This window comes from Variovorax monticola (genome assembly GCF_051216855.1).
Lineage (GTDB): Bacteria > Pseudomonadota > Gammaproteobacteria > Burkholderiales > Burkholderiaceae_C > Variovorax.
In genome coordinates this window covers 97,848-114,602 of record NZ_JBPJZP010000007.1, presented here as the reverse complement: position 1 = coordinate 114,602, position 16,755 = coordinate 97,848, and the positions used below count along the sequence as shown (strand labels likewise).

Here is a 16,755-nt window from a genome sequence, read left to right as displayed (position 1 = left end):
GAGGCATAGAGCCTCGAGGAGTGTTGGATTCCGCCGACTACTGACCCTAGATCAACAGGATGGGTCACGTGTTGTGATGGGGAAGAAGCGGTGTTGGCCGCCGCATGCGTCAACGATTGAAGCCCGAAGGGTTCGAGATCCGCAGGGAGTGCAATTGATTGCACTGGCCATGGGGCAGGCAACGGCCGGCAGTTCAGGCCTGCGGCAAAGAAAATGTGACTTTGCTGTCGGTAACAGCCGCACAGCCCTTCGCTTCAAAGTCCGCCACGATCGCCGCGATTTCCTCATCCGCAAGCTGTTTCTGGAAGAGCGAGGCGATCGTGCTCGAGAAGGTCTTGACCGTCCGCGGCTTGGACGAGCCCAGCTGCTGCAGCTTGGTCACGACGACCGACACCTTCTCCTCGAGCGGGCGGGCATTCGATGCCCTGAAAAATGGGATCTCCGCAACGCTCTTCGAGCGCGCGGCCAACACCTTCTTGTCTTTGAGGTGCTGGATCAGCGGGTCGAACCCGGTGTCCTTCGTGATGACGTGAAAAAAAGCGCTGGGATCGGCGGCCGCCAGTTGCCCGATGTAGAAGGCAATGTGAAAGTCGAGGGCGTTCGACCCTGAGCCGGAGATCTTCACGTACTCAGCCCTGCCGCCCATGCGCTGCAGCGCATCCACGACGTCGAACTGGATCTTGTGCTGGTTCGCCCCGACGAACACGAGGACCTTGAAGTGCTCTTGGTCGAGCATCGATAACGCCTCCGGTTGGACGTTCTCAAAATCGATCAGAACGAAGTTCGTGCGGAGTGCCATGGAAGCCTTGCCAATTCAGATGCGGCGATTCTGATGCATTGCGAGCGGCACCCGCGCTGCGGCAGCTGGTAATGCGCAGTCCGTTTCAAAAATGGAGCGCGGGATGAGCGATTGTTCGATGGATGAATTCGTGTGGAAAGTGGAGATTGAATGAGCGCGACGGTCACTACGGCCGCAAAAGCCCGAGCCGAGAAACAGCGGGGATTTGCATCGGAGGATCGGGATCAAGTGAAATCACCCCCCGGAAAAAGGGGATGCGACGCCCATGTAGGTAACCACATAATTTCTGGCGTCGGAGCGCAATCAAAACTGGAGGAACTCAATGCAACTTTTGAAGACCATGGCGTTTTGTGGATTGTCCTTATCCGCCGCCCTGTTTGCGCCGGCGCACGCCGGACTCATCAAGTGGATCAACAATGAGGCACTGCCCACCCTGTCCGGCCGAAAGCCAGTGGTAATAAAGCCGTACGTGTCGATCAAGTCGAAGAACATCTTCATGATGCAGGTGGGTCCGGACTCAGGGATGATTAAGGTGGGGGATGTGACCGTCAAGACCTCACAACTCGCGAAGCGCTTAGCCCAAGCCGGCTGCATTGCCGCAACGAGCGGTAATGTCCTGGCTTGCGCGCCTGACGTCATTGAGAAGAACGCACGGGACCTCTTCAATGACACGCTACAGGGGATCGGAACCGACCTGATAAATAATCCAGGCACGGGCAACCCCCATACGACGCCCACATCACCGCCGGCGTCTCCGGGTGGACTCATCTTCACCGACCTCAATGGAAAAGAGATTCCGTGGGGCCCGCCGGCTGGTCCTGCTGTGGGCTTCGACTTCAACAACCCTGGCACTCCAGCCGGCACTCAGCAGCCCTCCGCCTTCCAGCGCGACTTCGTGTTCTCGCGAAGCGTCGTAGGTGGGAAGGCCCAGATCAACATCGATGGACGCGTCGACTTCGCCTTCATGAACGGCCGCAGCGGCGGTGTTCTGTGTTTTTTTGCCAGCGAGAAGGGCGCTTACCTTTACGATCACAACGGCCAGTATGTGGACCCGTACGGACTGGTTGCCGTTGGAAGCTCGGTGACGGTCCAAGGCGACATGCCAGAAATTGTTGCAGTCCAGCTTGCCATGCCTTGGAGCGAACTGGAGCTTCCTGCAGGAACCGACCCTCACTCGCCCAAATTCGTTAAGTGCAGCACTGTGGTCGAGGGGAAGCCCCTGCAGGAAACGGAGTGGGTACCTTTTTAGGCTTCACGAGTGATCGGAAATTCGATTCGATCGTCGATGTCCTCGCGCACTACATTTCTCGCCTAGCCCTCGTGGGCTTCATCGAGATCTTCTCCTTCTTCCTGCGGCTGTACCGATCGACGCTGGAGGAGATCCGCATCTATCAGGAGAAGCTCAATAGTGCCGCGAACCAGAAGGTCGCGATCGAGTTGGTCTGGGCGCTGAATGAGCCTGCCGCGAGGGCGGCGTTTGCGACTACGCTGCTCACGGCCAAGTCGCATGCCGACGCCAAGACGCCATCGAGCGACGATGTCGAGGCCCATGCGCTGACCAAGGTCGTTGGCCAGCTTGTGAAGTTGGTGCCGTCAAGCGGCGTCGGCAAGCAGAGCTAGGTCAAATTGATCGCGAAGCCGACGGTGAGCGACGGGGTGGGCGCACGCTCGACACCCGAACCGCGGCGTCGATCAGCCTGCTGCCTCGCCACCATCAAACTTGACAATCGTCGCGTGTACCGGCGGCTGGGTCGTCAGACGGAAGCCAACGAGCGGAGCCACGCGGTTGTTCTTCGCGTTCTCGCGCTCGATCAGGGTCAGCTCCACCAGGATCGTACTGATGGCCGTTGTAAGCCGTGACTTCTCGTCGCCGGTCGCCTTCTGGTTGCCGAACGTGTAGCCATGCAGCTTGCCAATCAGGCTCTTGAGATCGCCCTCCGCAAGAGACACGCCTTCCCAGTTGTGCGCGAACGCGTTCCTGACGCGGCGCAGGATCTCCAGGTCGTCGTGCTGTTCCCGAGTGATGAGCCCCATCGCAAATGCCGCCTTGATCCGCGTCGACAAAGTACCGAGGGGCGCATTGAAGCCTTCAACCAGTTCCTTTGCCTGCTTGGCTTCTCTGAGATAGCCCAGTAGCAACCGTCCGAGCGCTTCCTCGGTAAAAGACGCAAGGCACAAGACCCGGCCGCGTTCGTCATGCATCGGAACTAGGCTGAGCAAACGATTAAGCGCATCCATGTGGGAGCGCCCGGCTCGACCGGCGAAGTCGTCATCGGAACCGGGCACTCTAGAGATTGTGCTGTTCATATAAAGAATGGCCGCGAGTCACAAAATTCGGCAATAGCGTGTAAAACCCAGTCTATCCCCTGATAGATCTGCTGTTGCATAACTCTGCGGGAGTGGCCTCAGATCGAGGCTGGCTCGATGCCGACCTTCAATGGCGGGCCCCTACCAGTGGTCGCTCAGACCGGCCTGCTGTGTTCGGCGATGCTGCGATCCAGTTCTGCCTGACCTTGAAGTGCATGTTTGGGCTGGGCCTGCGCCAGGCTACGGGCCTGGCCGGGACTGTTGCGCTCGGCGCTGGTAGAGGGGGGAGAGAAAAAACTGCTCAGGGACCGCCTTGATGTCGACCGCTGTCACTTTTCCTCGGCAGGCTCGCAGGTCTATCGCTGGAGCCTCTGCATGCGAGGCCTGCTGCAGGTATTGATCTTGGGCAACTTGTGGAATACCGTGTACGCGCTGGAGGTCCCAGTTCACCAAGGAGTATTTCTCTTCACCATTCAAAAACCGCTGCCGCCACCTGACGGCTACAACAGCTGGCTCGACTATGCAGTCGAATGCTTTGACACACGAGAACCCTGGCTCGAAAGCCACTGGAAATCCTGCATCGACGAAAACGTAGTTGAGCTTGATAGGCAGGAAATCCGCGATTCTGCGCGTATGGAACTACAAGCCCTGCGTAAAGCACCAGGTTCACCCGATTCATAGAGCGCGCAGTCCACGCGAGTTGCCTCAGGATGCCACCCTGTGAGCTACTCAGGCGTCCCGCGCGGCAAACGCCGCATCCATCTGTCGCGCCCGCTTGACCTCGTCACCATGCAGGTAGATTGAGGTGGTCGCGATCGACGCATGACGAAGGTTGTCGCGCACAGTGGTCAAATCGGCCCCGCGCGCAAGTGCATGGGTCGCATGGGTGTGACGCATCCAGTGCGGGCTGGCGCGACGAAGCTTTTCTGCAAGCGCAGGACTGTCCGCCTCAATGACCCCCGCGACTTGCATGAAAAAGCGTCGCATGACGCTCCAGATCCGCGTGGCAGTGATCCCGGCGTCGCTGTCGAGATCGAGGCTACCGACGAGTGGCGTCTTCGGGTTCCGTCGAGCTGGCGCGGTCGGCAGCTGCCGCTGCACAAGATATCGATCCAAGGCAGAGCGCGCAAGGGGCGGCAGGGCCACCTTGCCGATCTTGCCACCCTTACCCATCAGGCGAAGCCAATGATCGCCGTGAACGTCGGTCTCGAGCTGTTCGAGCCGCCCGCTGACCAACTCGCCGATGCGCAGCCCCGTCGCGTAGGAAAAGTCCAGCACGAAGCGCAAACGTTGTGCGGCTGGTGGTTCCCAGCCATGCATCCACTCAAGGCCCTGTGCCACAGCCTGCACAATTCCCCACTCCCCTTCGCTGAAGACCCGTACGAGCGCCGATGGCGCAGCGGCCGAGGCCCCTCGAACCTTGATGCCCGCAAAAGGATTAGCGAGCACGTAGCGTTGCTGGATCAGCCAGCGGAATAGAGCGCCAGCCACGGACAGCGCGTAGGCAATCGAACGTGCGGAGAGAGCTCCAGCGAACGGGCGCCAATCCGGTGAAGACCGCGCAGCAGCTGGCCCTACCCATAGCCCGCGCGGCGAGGGTTGGCGCAGGAAGGCCCGATAGGCCACAGCGTCTTCTGTCGTCAGCGACGACAGGGCCTTGCGACGCTCCACGATGGCCCAGAGGATCAGGCGCTCGGCTTCCTTGCGGTATGCGCGCTGGGTCGCAGTCGACTCGTGCAGCGACAACCAGGCTTGCACCGCCTCATAGTCGTTGCCTGCGCCAAGAATGCATGTTGCGGCCGGCGCTCGGAACGCGCCGCGCGAGCCATCCACGTCGTTCGGCACGCAGAGGCGCTCCAGCGGGACTACATCCTGCTGCAGGGTGAGAGGCAAAAGCGCGTGGGCCTGCGCCGTCAAGGTCGGATGGGCGGCAAAGAAGGCTTCGACCTGGCCGGCACCGGTGGCGCCGAGACCAGGCACAGCGGTCCACCAGCGCCGTCGACGTGGGACGCGCACAGTCAGGTCGGCAAGCGTGCGCAATCCGTGGTCGCGCATGGGTTTGGCCAAGCGGAGCGGCAGCCAGCGTTCGATCGCATCCGTCACCAGCGGTTGCGGCACCGAGAGACCTCGCAGTTCGTCGATCGCGGCCATCACCGCGCGGCCACGCTTTTGCCGTTCGGAAGCGGGATGACGGATCAGCTGCGCCAGGTCGTCACGACGACAGCGGCGGGCGTGGCCCTCCAGCTGCCGCCTGATATCCGTCAGCACGACCCGGGAGGACAACCCTCGTTCGATGCCATGCCGCAAGTACTGCGCGACGGCGTCGGTTGTGCTCATCCCCGCATACCAGGCGCGCAGCGCCGCGAGCGCTGAGGCTCCGGGGAAACTGTGCACAGTCTCTCCCGTGCTTTGCGCAAGCAGGCCATTTTTCATGAATCGAGTTTAGCGATACAGCACAGCTATTGCGATAAGAAGGATTATCTCAATAGCATCCCTTGAGATGAAAAAGCGAATGGTACCTATAAGTTGTTTTTCGCAAGGCAGCGGAGTTCTAGCTGTGCACTGGCCGTGTAAGGTGTGCGATCCGAAGTCCTAACTGCGGAACGCCAGTGAACTTTAGCGGCTAGCACTCCGGGCCGTCCTTTGTTGCAACGCTGGCGCCATCAGACCTTCGCGCCTCGCGCCGTTGAACCGTCGCAAATTTCGATTTCTCGCCAGTGAATCCGCGCGATGTGTGCCGCTCTCGCACCGATCTGGGCTCGCGACTGGCTGCTTTGGGTGAGGTCCAATGTCTCGAATGGGCCCAAAGCGGCCGTACGCTGCGCTCCTTAGCGGTCACTCACAGACGTTGATTTCGCGGCCGGCGCCTCAGGGAGCCACACGCTGAGCGCAATGCCCAACATCCCCAAGCCGGCAAAAACTACAGGTTCGATGCACAAAGAAAGAGAGCCTTTTTCCGCTCGGCAATCAAGATACGGCGAGTATCCAAGCTGGCGCAGACGACCCATTCGCTCGCGCTTGGTGCCGAGCATCGTCAACCATCGCGCAAGTTGCTCCTCAACGGTTTCATCTGCTTGGGAGTCAGGAAGGCGCAACTTCCACATGCCCACATAGGATGGTCGCTGTATGTCGCCAACTGCAACGACATCCCCCACCTTATAGCTATGCGTTGGCTGGAGCTCGAGTGTGTGAGTGACAAAGTCAGGGTCAACAGTGTCTCGGCAAAAGATGAGTTCGGTGCAGTTCAAAATTGTCTGGGCTTGGAAGTGCGCATTTCGTTGTCGGCTATTGGCCGCTTACTGCCATTCTGGTTGCGGACCGGGCCGCGTGTACCCCCACACCCGCACAACCCCTGCTTCAAGTGAATATGGGATGCTGTGACGCTGGAGGGTGTCGCGTAGCCAGACCGAAGACACGGCTTGAAGCTCCATCCACTCAAGCTCGGCAACGGGATGGACGTGGTGGTAAAACTCGCCGTCCCACGCAGTGCAGAAGTCAGGCGGCGCGAATATGCTGCGAGCCCGGAACTTGGGATGCTGCTCGGACGGCGCCGCGAGCATCTCGGTACGAAGCTCCGCCCACTTTGTGTGATTGAGCACTGGGTGCAGTTCACCGCGCACAACCATGCTTGCCAGACGCTTCATGTCCGCCTCGCTCGGCAAAGGCATCGTCTTTGGGCCCCATCCAAATTTATGCTCAATGGTCACAGTTACTCCAAGTCCAATGCGTGGCCCCGACTGGATTCTGCGGCGCCCTCGAAGGTCGGCTTCTGGCCGACTAGAGCCGCTCGATGGAGCGAGCCACTACCTCGGCGGGAAATGCTGAGAAATGACCACACCCTCCGAGCTTTTCAGCGGGACCGAGCAAGGTGCCGAGCACTGTTACTCGCTTTCCGTGCCATCGCCGAAGCTGTTCTTCATTGAATTGAAGGGCTCCAGACCCAACGCTCAGCCACACGCTCGATGGCTCGAGTGGACCGAAATCTTCTGCATCGCGGCGCTCGGCCTTGGGGAAATGGTCTAAAGCTGTCCCCTCGAACTCGAAGCGCAGGATGCCCACCAAGGCGATGTCCTGGCCCGCCAAGGTCGCCAGTTCGTCGAGCGCGGCGTTCACGGAAAGCGCAGATTTCATCGAAGTAGGAGGCTAAGGTCGAATGACTGGTCCTTGCCGTCAGGCGTCAAAAATTCGGTGACCGCCCGACGAGCTTAGCTTCGCCAAGCTCGCCTGGGACGAAACCGCCGATGGAGGCGCGAAATTCGTTAACGCTCGATGGGTCGCACCAGAACCGCACAGACAGTGATTCAGGATAGCTGTCCGTAGGATGCCCCTCGTACTTTTCGAGCAGCACGGTCGCGCTTACGTGCCCCTTGGCGTCCGTGGCAAAACGGACCTTGACCCTGTCGAAGATCCCGTACTCAAAGGATGCCGCATCACCCGCGTGCTTCGGAAAACCGGCCAGCGCGTCGCAAATCGCCATGAGCTTTTGAGGGTCGTCGAACGCAACGACGCCACCGGAGAGCGAGGCCCCGACAACTGCAAGGGCAACTTGCAGCTCGTCGTTCTCACCGTAGGCCGTACGGGTCGTCGTGTTCAATGTCAGGTGCGGCGTTGTCATGATGGTTTAGCCTGCTTGCGGGTGAACGGGCGGAAACGCCGGGTCGAAAGGCGTCGACTTTAGCCATGGCGCCGCTCTGCGGCGAAATCAGAGGACAGTGACGAAGGTCCGGTTTTGGCCGAGGCTGTGTGAAAACGCTCGAAGGGCGTGTTTTCGAGGGTACCAAAACCATTCTCGAAGCCTTGATCGTCGATCCTGGCGCGATCTGAGAGGTCGACATTCACGCGAAGGACGCAACACCAGCGTTTTCACACAGCCTCGGCCGCGAGCCGGCCTATCCAAATTGCCTCAATGGAGGATAAGGCAGCGTTGAGGGCGCATCGCTGGCAAGCGAGTACACCTCAATTCCAGCGAGTACGCCGTCGCTTTCGAAAATGAAGGCACCCGCCGGCGCGTCGACTGGACCGCATAGATAGTCGCCAAGAACATGGACGCCCGGTGGCGCCGCAGGACGCCCCCTGATTCGCAGATTGATGCTTGCGCAACCGCACGGGCATCGCCACGGCGTTACTTCGGCCTCATCCAGCTGCTCAATAAATGCCTGAGCCTCCGGGAGGCCGTTCTCCAACATCCACCGAGCCAGGGTGTGCTCAGCGGCGGTCAACGGGCGGTTTGTGTCGGTCGAATCCATTTCCTGACAGTACCCCAACTGACGTTCAGGACAGTCTAAGAACGGACAGTTTCGGTGGTGGCACGACCGACCGCTCTTGGCCGACTGTAGCCGGTCGCAGGTGTGAGGCGCGGGACCTGGCCGCGGACCGCTACGGGACGCCAGGTCCGCGCAAATCCATCAGTCCTCGTCTTCCACGAGAAGGCACGTGGCCACTCCGGGGCACGCCACCAAGACGACCGCGCTGAACGTCGCTCCCGTGAGCGGCGAGTATGGGAAGCCCGAGCTGCCGTGAAATTGGTCCCATCGTCCGTTGGTGAAGAATCGTGCGCCCTCAGCTGCGTACTCCTCCAAAAAACCTTGCGCATAGCCCTCGGCCTTTTGCTTGGGCATGAATTCGGTGCTGCTGTACGCCATGTCTCGCCACAGGAGCGCAGAGATGCAGGCCGCCGCTACCTCGCGCGTCACTTCGGACAGCGCGTCTGCCTGAGGTTCCAAGCCGAAGGACTTGAGCAATAGGGCCTGTGAGGTCCCATAGCTGCTTACCGTAGACACGCGGGTGAATCCCCCGTCTCGCTCGCGGATGAAATCAAGCGTCGCCGTCATAGTTCATTCAGGGAGGTGCCCAAGGGGGTGCAAGGTGATTCGTTTCAGGCCCGTGCCGTTGATGTGCTGCGTGGACGGTGAACTGGAGGCCCGAGCCGTACTTCCGCTTTTGGCCGATGGTAGTCGGTCAGAAGTCACCAAGACTCACTGCTTGGTCAAACGATTTCCTGTCTCGCGTCGCCAGAAACATCGTAGGAGTTCCGGCACCCAAGACATGCAGCGGCAGCGCGGCCTCAACTTGAGCCCAAAATCCTGTAGCTTGGTCCGGCGGCAGCGGCGCGAAGCCGAAGTGGTTCACTGATGCGTGATAGCAGTACGTCCTCGGACGCTCTTCGTAAACGTACCACTCATCAAAACCGGGCGTAGGCAGGTCGGATACACGGACTATCTTCGGGCTTACGGCAACTCCGTTCACAACTTCCCAACCGCACTCCAGCTCGGCGTCGGTTGGCTTGTATGGGCCGCTGTCACTTGAAGCAATTACCACATATCGCCCGAGAACCAATTCGGGCATACGGTCAAGCAAATCAAAGAGTGATGGGTCCCAGTCATAAGACCACTGCACGACCGAATATTCCAGTCTATGTCCCGCAACATGGACCACAAACGGCTCCTTTTAGTTGGCCAATACGTGAATCATCGTCTCCAGCCGAACACTTGATGCCTCTCAAGCCACCTCGATTCCGACCGCTCACGGAAAGTCCGGTCTTGGCCGAGGCCGTGTGAAAAGACTTCCAGTCCCGCTCTTCCAAAATTAAAATCGGTGCACCCGTTCAAAGCGAGGTGCCCCATGAAGCGATTCATCCAAGGCGAGTCGCGCGAGCAAGTCACCTTGCTGGCCGAATGCCTTGACGACTATATCGGCCAGGACAACCCGGTGCGCATCGTAGATGCCTTCGTCGAGGAACTCGATCTCCTCTCGCTGGGCTTCGGTGGCGCCGACCCTGCACTCACCGGGCGCCCGGCGTACCACCCGGGCGTGCTGCTCAAGCTCTACATCTACGGCTATCTGAACCGCATCCAGTCCAGCCGCCGCCTTGAGCGCGAAGCCCAGCGCAACGTCGAGCTCATGTGGTTGACCGGCCGCTTGACGCCCGACTTCAAGACCATCGCCGACTTCCGCCACGACAACGGCGCGGGCATTCGCAATGTCTGCCGTCGCTTCATCGGTCTGTGCCGCGAGCTCAAACTCTTCACGCAAGCCATCGTGGCCATCGATGGCAGCAAGTTCAAGGCCGTCAACAGCCGGGATCGCAACGTCACGCCCGCCAAGATCGATGCGCGCCAGCGCCAGATCGAGCAGAGCATCCAGCGCTACCTGGATGCGCTGGAGACGGCGGATCGCACACAGCCTGCTGAGGTCGAAGCGAAGACCGAGCGCCTGCAGGACAAGATCCGAACCCTGCGCGCGCAGATGCGCCAGCTCGACGAGACCCAGGAGCAATTGAAGAAGGTGCCCGACGGGCAGATCTCCACCACCGACACCGATGCCCGCTCGATGAACTCGCAGGCCAAGGGCTCTGGCCTGGTGGGCTACAACGTGCAGACGGCGGTAGATGCCAAACACCATCTCATCGTGGCGCACGAGGTGACGAACATCGGCAACGACCGGGCGCAGCTGAGCAAGATGGCCAAGGCTGCACGTGAGGCCATGGGCACGAAGAAGCTGCAGGCCTTCGCCGACCGTGGCTACTTCAACGGCACCGAGCTCAAGGCCTGCGAGGACGCGTGCATCACGGCCTTCGTTCCCAAGCCCATGACTTCGAACGCCAGGGCCGAGGGGCGCTTCGACAAGAGCGACTTCATCTACATCGCGAAGGACGATGAGTACCAATGCCCTGCGGGCGAGCGGGCCATCTACCGGTTCAGCACGCTGGAGAAGAACGGGCTCAACGCCCATGTCTACTGGACCAGTGCCTGCCCCGACTGCGCGATCAAAGGCCAATGCACGACAGCCGACTACCGGCGCATCCGTCGATGGGAGCATGAAGAAGTGCTCGAGCGTGTGCAGCAGCGCCTGGACAAGAAGCCCGAGGCCATGACCTTGCGACGGCGCACCGTGGAGCATGTCTTCGGGACGTTGAAGCACTGGATGGGCTCGACGCACTTCCTGACGAAGACGCTGGCGCACGTGGGCACCGAGATGAGCCTGCATGTGCTGGCTTACAACCTCAAGCGGGTGATCGCCATCCTGGGCATGAAGAAAACGATGAAGGCGGTGCGGCTGGTGGGGGCGTGAGCCTCTTTACGGCGCGTCAGCGGCGCGCAGAGAGCCCTCGAGGCATCAAATCCGTTCGTGCCCGCTTGCGACTACTGGATGGCCTGCGAGGCTGGCTGTGGCGCTCGCGACGCGAATGCTCGGCATACTGGAGCGCCGAAGGCGTTTCCACACAGCCTCGGCCGCTACCGGGCTCTTCTCTCGTACCGCTCAACGAACCCCTTCGCCTCGGCCAGGGTCGCTGGGTACTGAACAAATGATCCGCTCGGCTGTTCGTGGATCGATTGGAAGCGAAAGCCGTGACTGACCAAGAACTCAACCTTGCGCCACTGATCTAAATCGGTCATCTTGGGTGCTGCGAACTTGCGGCTAAGCATCACCATCGGCCCGTGACACTGTGGGCAGAGTCGGGTTAGCGTCCGCATGGGCTTCTTGTAGGACTTGCGACAAACGAAGCAGACGTGAGGGAACAAGCGCCGCTGATCCTGCTCGGGCTTGGAAAAGTACGAATGGTGCGAAAACTTCTTCATGATTTGAGAGAGCTGCTCGAAGGACCGCTCCTGGCCGCGTCCCGCCCCCTAGTCATAGGCAACAGTTGCGGCATGGGTTGGCAGTTCGGCTCGCAGCCTGGAAAGGCACTCACGGAGTTGCTTAGCATCGCGCGGATTGCGGTCTGCGAAGTCGGCCCAGCCGACAAATCGCAGCCGGTGCGGCATTTCCACCAACCCGGTGATTGCGTCCCAGAAAGCATCCCAGTTCCGGCCGTACCACCCTGGAAAGTCGAGCAAGCGCATCAGTCGGTTCTGAAGTTCGAGCGAACTGCTCACATCGCTCAGCTCTACCGTCACCTCGTCTTTACGCGCCACCATGCTGTTCCAATCTCCTCATTTCCGGCACCACTGAGAGCCGCTGTCGAAGGTCGGCTCCTGGCCGAACCGAGCCGTTCGTTGTTAACGACTAGGTAAGCCAAAAGCCTGCCTCGGCCAAATTTTCTCTTCCGCACGCCGGGCAGCAAAGGGCTGCAGGGGGCGTGAGCAGCAAGGTTCCAAAGCAACCGCACGCCATGCAACGCATCGCTGAGACTTCCGCCGGCACCGTCTCTTCTGTTTCTAGCCATGGAGGCTCCACATCACCATGCTGGGGGCGAGCGCGATATGCGAGACGGTCAGCTTGCGCCAGACCGAAGAGTGGGTTTCGCTTGCGGCCGACGGTCTCCCGATGCGATTGGATCTTGACCTGCTCGAGATCTTCTACGATCTGGATGGCTTGGCTAGTGGAGATGGATTCGACGAGCGTGAATGGCGCATTCCTCGCAATCGCTAGCGCTTCCGGTAGCGTCACTTTTGGCTTGCGGAACTTCTGAATTCGCACCACGACTCGATCAAGGGAGCCCAGCGGGAAAGAGTCAACAATGATCTTCTGAATGTCAAAGTACTCTGGGCCGGAGTCGCGTATCCCATGCTTGATCGAGTGTTGCGTCCCGCACGCTCCACAAGGAACGAGACTTCTGCCGCTGAAGCCGTCATTAGGACTGGTGAAGTAGCCGCCGATGGAGACCCTGAGGTCGCAGCTCGGACATTTCAGATCGGTTGGCATTTTCAGAAGTGCGAGTGTTGCATTGAGCCAGTTTGGCCGGGCTCAGCGACCGACCGCTTTTGGCCGACTGTAGCCTGTCGCCACGTCGCCACGTCGCACGTCGCCACGTCGCCACGTCGGCGCATTGGGGCCCGAAGCAGTCAGTGAACCTGCTCGAAAGCGGTCGCTCAGGTCAGTTGGAGCACTCAACTCCACGGAGTCGCAGCGCACTACAGATTTTGTCCAATCGAGAGTCGCCGTCGTCATCCCCCACGAAGTACCGCCCTTGATGCAGCGCCGCAAGGCCAGCGGGAAACGCATAAACCGGCGGGTCGTAGTTGCGTACCGACCCTTCGAGGTAGTAATCGAACTCGTTCTCGCAGCCCGCCTTATTTGAGAACACGCACTCCTGCTTCTTCAGCCATGTCGCAAACGCTCGACTTGTCGCTTCGAGTTGCGGGAAGTTCTGCCTCAGCGGCGTAGGGAGAAAGTGAACTTCACCTACCGTCCAAAGAGCGCCGCGCTTGATCTGTGGAGAGAACACATTGACCAGTGGCGAGTTCTTGGTATCGAAAGCCCCGTCGGCCCTTGTAAAAAGTTGACCCATGCTCTCGAAATGGAAAACAGTCGCCCTTGAGGTGTCCATCTCCCTTGGCGACGAGGCCAAGCCACGAAACCATTCGAGAACAGGTGAAGGCTTGCTCGGATCGGCAATGAATCTGTACGTGGCGCCCATTTGGTTTCGAGGAAGGAAGGTCCGGTTATGGCCGACTGTAGTCGGTCGCGCCGCGGTCGTAGACGGGCCAATTTGAGGCATTGCACCTCGCTCGAAGCAGCCGTGCACGAGCCCAGATCGGTGCGAGAGCGGGACATACGCGCGGATCCAATGGCTGGAAATCGAAATCTGCGAAGGTTCAACGGCGCGCTGCGCGAAGGTCGGATGGCGCTAGCGGTGCAGCAAAGGAGGGCCCAGAGGTTTAGCCGCTGAGGTTCACTGGCGTTCCGCAGCAGGCGCCACCTTGGGCAGCGTCATGGTGAACTTCACGCGTTTGGACACGCACTCGCCGTGCACATCGCCCCCATGCACTTTGGCGATCTGCCTGACGATGAACAGCCCGAGTCCAAGATTCGAGCGGTCCGACCCCGGGCCTTTGGCGGCGCCCCGCCGCAGGGGTTCAAAGAGCTGCTCCATTTCATTGGACGTAATGTCATGCGCGGTAGCGTTTTCCACGCTCAGGCGCGCAGTCGCATCGTCGCCGTCGATCCTGACAATCACTGGCGCACCTGGAACCCCGTGCTTCACCGCATTCGTAACGAGGTTGCCCACCGCCTCCCGCACTCGAGAGGCGTCAAACTCGCCTCGTGTATTTCCCTGCGTGACCAGCTCGATCTGCGCGCCAGGTAGCGCGGCCCGAAGCATCTCCAATTCTTCCTTGCACGCCACTTCAAGGTCGGTTGGCTTGCGTTCGACCGGCATCCCACCGCTCAAGCCTGCCATGTTGTACTGGAGGAGCGAGTCCATCAGCGAAGCCATTCGCCGGGTGCTCTTTGACAGCGTCGCAGTGGGAAGGCCAAGCTCGGGAGGCGCTTTCGCAGCGATCAGTTCGGCGGACAGCGCGATGGCATTCAGAGGGCCGCGCAGGTCATGTCCAAGGACGCCAAGGAAGATTTGCTGCCAACGCTCCACTTCGCCCGCGTAGGTGCGCACTGACTCGGCCAGCGCCTGATCGATGGCTTCATTGAACCGGCCCACGTCGCGTACCGCGTCCGGACCGTGCGGTGCGTTGTCCGCCCAAAGACGCAGCACGCAGGACCGGAGCGACCTGTATTCTGCGAAAACCTGCTCGATGGTCAGGCCGCTGCGGGCCCGCAGCACGCCATGGGTTTCGGCAGCTGAGTCTGGCCCGGCAGCCACGCTCGACAAGCCGTGCGACTTGTGGATCGACTCCGTCCTACTTTGCGCAGTGCGCAAGTCTCGCGAAATCGCTTCCAGCACCGAGGGCAAATGATCCCGCAGCGTTGCCTCGTCTTCATCCTTGAGCCTCAGGATGGTCCTGGCATACGCGATGGATTCGGCCAGGATTTCACCTCTGGCGGATTCCAGGAAATTGGCGATTTGCATGCGGCGTTCTTGACTCGAAGTGGTTGGAGGACGTTCTTTTCACACGATTTTCGCGGGATCACAACAAGAAATGACACGTATTTTTGAACTTTTGATTCTTGACGACGAACCCGAAGTCGCCGGAATGATGTCTGAATTATTGGCCATGTATTTCCCCGAAGCATCGATCCGGGTGGCCTTCAGCGGTGAGGAAGCCGTGAAGCTGGCGAAAGAAAAGCGGCCGAGCGTCGCAATTTTCGATTTGGAGATGGCCGGACTTGGTGGTGCAGGCGCGGCGCGGGAGTTGCGCCTGACCTGGCCGGAGGTGCCCCCTCTCCTGATCGCACTTTCCGGCAATGTTTCGAAGCTTGACGCGCTCGGGCAGGAGGGGCCTTTCAACCACCTGCTGAGCAAGCCGGTCGACATGGCGACCCTGGTCAAGCTGCTGAACGGTCAGGTTTGAGAAGTCCGATCCGTACACATAACAGCCCATCCTCAACCGCCCCTCAGTCCGATTCCACGCCAAGGAGCTTCCGGATTAGCGGGGGCTGGCGCCCGCCGTGATTGAGGCGTGAACAGCCGCTCGAAATCGCACAACGCCAAGCGGTATTTGCCTGCATCATCTTTGTGACAAGGTGATGAAATTGGAGCGCTTACTCCAAGGCCCTATGCATAACACTAAGAAGCGGCTTTCGAGGTTTTCGGTACCGAATCCCGAGACCCGTCAACCTGCGCTTTCCGCGGCGCGCAATCTCAAGATGGCGCGCTCCGCGCACGCCTATGTCCGTGGTAACACGCTCCGCTTTTACGAGTGGCTCGACTCTGTCGCTCCGGCGTCTCTGCCAGACGGTCCGCCAATCTGGATCTGCGGCGACTGTCACATAGGCAATTTAGGGCCGGTGGCCAACACCGAAGGTGAACTGGCGATCGAAATCCGCGATTTTGACCAGACCGTCATCGGCAACCCTGCACACGACATCGTGCGGCTCGCTCTATCACTGGCTTCGGCTGCTCGAGGATCTGATCTGCCGGGGGTAATCACCGCGCGGATGATTGAGCAGGTCGTGGCGGGTTATACCGATGCCTTTGCTCCCAAGCGGGCACTTTCCACTCTGCCGCCACCCGCTGCAATCAGCCGAAGCCTCACCCAAGCGCGCAATCGAACTTGGCGGCACTTGGCAGCGGAGCGCTTGGGCGGCGAGACCATGGCCATCCCGCATGGACCTCGCTTTTGGCCGGTCGCGGAAACCGAGCAAGACGACATTTCTCGATTGGTCCTTTCTCGAGACGTGCGACAGCTGGTGACCGGGCTGCAGCACAGGCGGGACGATGCCAAGGTGGTGATGCTCGACACCGCCTATTGGATGAAAGGCTGCAGCTCGCTCGGCAGACTGCGGTATGCCGTGCTGATGGAGGTGGGCAAGGCCGTCGCGCGCGGCCGCGACTTCTGTCTTTTAGACATCAAGGAGGCGATCAAAGCCTTGGCGCCTCATGAGAGCTATGCTGATCGGATGCCAGACGAACACGGCGCCCGCGTAGTTGCAGGTGCTCAGGCGATGTCGCCGTTCCTGGGATCGCGCATGAGGGCCGGGCAAGTCGGTCGACGTTCAGTTTTTGTGCGAGAACTGCTTCCTCAAGATTTGAAGCTGGAGTTTGAGCAGTTGAGCTCAGACGAAGCAACGCGAGTTGCCTATTTCTTGGCACGAACGGTCGGGGCCGCCCACGCCCGCCAGATGGATGGTGCCACCCGACGAGCTTGGCGATCGGCACTCACGCAAAATCATTCGAAAGTCATTGATGCGCCGCCGTGGCTGTGGTCCAGCGTCGTTGACCTTGTGGCCTCCCATGAACGCGGCTATCTAGACCACTGCCGGCGTTACGCGCTGGAGACGGCGTAAACACGACAGCAACATTCGATGTGCGG

The 16,755-nt window shown here is 60.1% G+C and carries 19 protein-coding genes and 1 pseudogene; 7 read left to right on the top strand and 13 right to left on the bottom strand.

Going from position 1 to position 16,755, the window contains the following annotated elements; translation table 11 throughout:
• Positions 1 to 193 precede the first annotated feature (193 nt).
• The gene (locus ACSFA5_RS24620; protein ID WP_435446672.1) at positions 194 to 799 is read right to left on the bottom strand and encodes a PIN domain-containing protein; all 606 of its coding nucleotides are present in this window, start codon (positions 797 to 799) and stop codon (positions 194 to 196) included.
• A gap of 322 nt (positions 800 to 1,121) precedes the next feature.
• Between ACSFA5_RS24620 and ACSFA5_RS24615 the strand changes: the two genes are divergently transcribed.
• Together ACSFA5_RS24615 and ACSFA5_RS24610 are read left to right on the top strand one after the other, a co-directional pair.
• Positions 1,122 to 2,048, top strand: a complete 927-nt coding sequence (locus tag ACSFA5_RS24615; protein WP_435446671.1) for a hypothetical protein — start codon at positions 1,122 to 1,124, stop codon at positions 2,046 to 2,048.
• Positions 2,033 to 2,419: a hypothetical protein gene (locus tag ACSFA5_RS24610; RefSeq protein ID WP_435446670.1), complete on the top strand. Its 387-nt coding sequence runs from the start codon at positions 2,033 to 2,035 to the stop codon at positions 2,417 to 2,419. Before ACSFA5_RS24615 ends, ACSFA5_RS24610 begins: the two co-directional genes overlap by 16 nt.
• A 72-nt stretch (positions 2,420 to 2,491) precedes the next feature.
• Here the strand turns inward: ACSFA5_RS24610 and ACSFA5_RS24605 are convergent, their stop codons facing one another.
• Complete coding sequence (locus tag ACSFA5_RS24605; protein WP_435446669.1) at positions 2,492 to 3,037, bottom strand: MltR family transcriptional regulator; 546 nt, start codon at positions 3,035 to 3,037, stop codon at positions 2,492 to 2,494.
• 179 nt (positions 3,038 to 3,216) lie between these two features.
• Between ACSFA5_RS24605 and ACSFA5_RS24600 the strand changes: the two are divergent.
• Both ACSFA5_RS24600 and ACSFA5_RS24595 read left to right on the top strand, forming a co-directional pair.
• A pseudogene (locus tag ACSFA5_RS24600) lies at positions 3,217 to 3,357 on the top strand (transposase); the annotation flags it as partial.
• A gap of 124 nt (positions 3,358 to 3,481) precedes the next feature.
• Positions 3,482 to 3,787: a hypothetical protein gene (locus tag ACSFA5_RS24595; protein ID WP_435446668.1), complete on the top strand. Its 306-nt coding sequence runs from the start codon at positions 3,482 to 3,484 to the stop codon at positions 3,785 to 3,787.
• Positions 3,788 to 3,835: 48 nt separating this feature from the next.
• Here the strand turns inward: ACSFA5_RS24595 and ACSFA5_RS24590 are convergent, their stop codons facing one another.
• From ACSFA5_RS24590 to ACSFA5_RS24560, 7 genes are all read right to left on the bottom strand, one after another.
• Positions 3,836 to 5,539 carry a phage integrase family protein gene (locus ACSFA5_RS24590; protein WP_435446667.1) on the bottom strand — a complete coding sequence of 568 codons (1,704 nt, stop codon included), beginning with the start codon at positions 5,537 to 5,539 and terminating at the stop codon, positions 3,836 to 3,838.
• Between the two features lie 395 nt (positions 5,540 to 5,934).
• Positions 5,935 to 6,354, bottom strand: a complete 420-nt coding sequence (locus ACSFA5_RS24585) for a DUF4279 domain-containing protein (RefSeq protein ID WP_435446666.1) — start codon at positions 6,352 to 6,354, stop codon at positions 5,935 to 5,937.
• Positions 6,355 to 6,402: 48 nt separating this feature from the next.
• A complete protein-coding gene (locus ACSFA5_RS24580) occupies positions 6,403 to 6,750 on the bottom strand; it encodes a DUF6678 family protein (RefSeq protein ID WP_435446665.1) in 348 nt (115 codons plus the stop codon).
• 133 nt (positions 6,751 to 6,883) lie between these two features.
• On the bottom strand, positions 6,884 to 7,237 hold the full coding sequence (locus tag ACSFA5_RS24575; RefSeq protein ID WP_435446664.1) for a hypothetical protein: 354 nt from the start codon (positions 7,235 to 7,237) through the stop codon (positions 6,884 to 6,886).
• Positions 7,238 to 7,283: 46 nt separating this feature from the next.
• On the bottom strand, positions 7,284 to 7,721 hold the full coding sequence (locus ACSFA5_RS24570) for a hypothetical protein (RefSeq protein ID WP_435446663.1): 438 nt from the start codon (positions 7,719 to 7,721) through the stop codon (positions 7,284 to 7,286).
• 790 nt (positions 7,722 to 8,511) lie between these two features.
• Complete coding sequence (locus ACSFA5_RS24565) at positions 8,512 to 8,937, bottom strand: hypothetical protein (RefSeq protein ID WP_435446662.1); 426 nt, start codon at positions 8,935 to 8,937, stop codon at positions 8,512 to 8,514.
• Positions 8,938 to 9,064: 127 nt separating this feature from the next.
• Positions 9,065 to 9,502 carry a hypothetical protein gene (locus tag ACSFA5_RS24560; RefSeq protein ID WP_435446661.1) on the bottom strand — a complete coding sequence of 146 codons (438 nt, stop codon included), beginning with the start codon at positions 9,500 to 9,502 and terminating at the stop codon, positions 9,065 to 9,067.
• A gap of 225 nt (positions 9,503 to 9,727) precedes the next feature.
• Between ACSFA5_RS24560 and ACSFA5_RS24555 the strand changes: the two genes are divergently transcribed.
• Entirely contained in the window at positions 9,728 to 11,176 is a 1,449-nt protein-coding gene (locus tag ACSFA5_RS24555; RefSeq protein WP_435446660.1) for an IS1182 family transposase, read from the top strand.
• Positions 11,177 to 11,733: 557 nt separating this feature from the next.
• Here the strand turns inward: ACSFA5_RS24555 and ACSFA5_RS24550 are convergent.
• The 4 genes from ACSFA5_RS24550 to ACSFA5_RS24535 form a co-directional block, all read right to left on the bottom strand.
• Positions 11,734 to 12,024, bottom strand: coding sequence for a barstar family protein (locus ACSFA5_RS24550; protein WP_435446659.1), 291 nt, complete (start codon positions 12,022 to 12,024; stop codon positions 11,734 to 11,736).
• An 88-nt stretch (positions 12,025 to 12,112) separates the two neighbouring features.
• On the bottom strand, positions 12,113 to 12,751 hold the full coding sequence (locus ACSFA5_RS24545) for a hypothetical protein (RefSeq protein ID WP_435446658.1): 639 nt from the start codon (positions 12,749 to 12,751) through the stop codon (positions 12,113 to 12,115).
• A gap of 172 nt (positions 12,752 to 12,923) precedes the next feature.
• Positions 12,924 to 13,466 carry a hypothetical protein gene (locus ACSFA5_RS24540; RefSeq protein WP_435446657.1) on the bottom strand — a complete coding sequence of 181 codons (543 nt, stop codon included), beginning with the start codon at positions 13,464 to 13,466 and terminating at the stop codon, positions 12,924 to 12,926.
• A gap of 255 nt (positions 13,467 to 13,721) precedes the next feature.
• On the bottom strand, positions 13,722 to 14,852 hold the full coding sequence (locus ACSFA5_RS24535; RefSeq protein ID WP_435446656.1) for a sensor histidine kinase: 1,131 nt from the start codon (positions 14,850 to 14,852) through the stop codon (positions 13,722 to 13,724).
• A gap of 70 nt (positions 14,853 to 14,922) precedes the next feature.
• Between ACSFA5_RS24535 and ACSFA5_RS24530 the strand changes: the two genes are divergently transcribed.
• Together ACSFA5_RS24530 and ACSFA5_RS24525 are read left to right on the top strand one after the other, a co-directional pair.
• A complete protein-coding gene (locus ACSFA5_RS24530; RefSeq protein ID WP_435446655.1) occupies positions 14,923 to 15,294 on the top strand; it encodes a response regulator in 372 nt (123 codons plus the stop codon).
• Positions 15,295 to 15,469: 175 nt separating this feature from the next.
• On the top strand, positions 15,470 to 16,729 hold the full coding sequence (locus ACSFA5_RS24525; protein ID WP_435446654.1) for a DUF2252 family protein: 1,260 nt from the start codon (positions 15,470 to 15,472) through the stop codon (positions 16,727 to 16,729).
• Positions 16,730 to 16,755 lie beyond the last annotated feature (26 nt).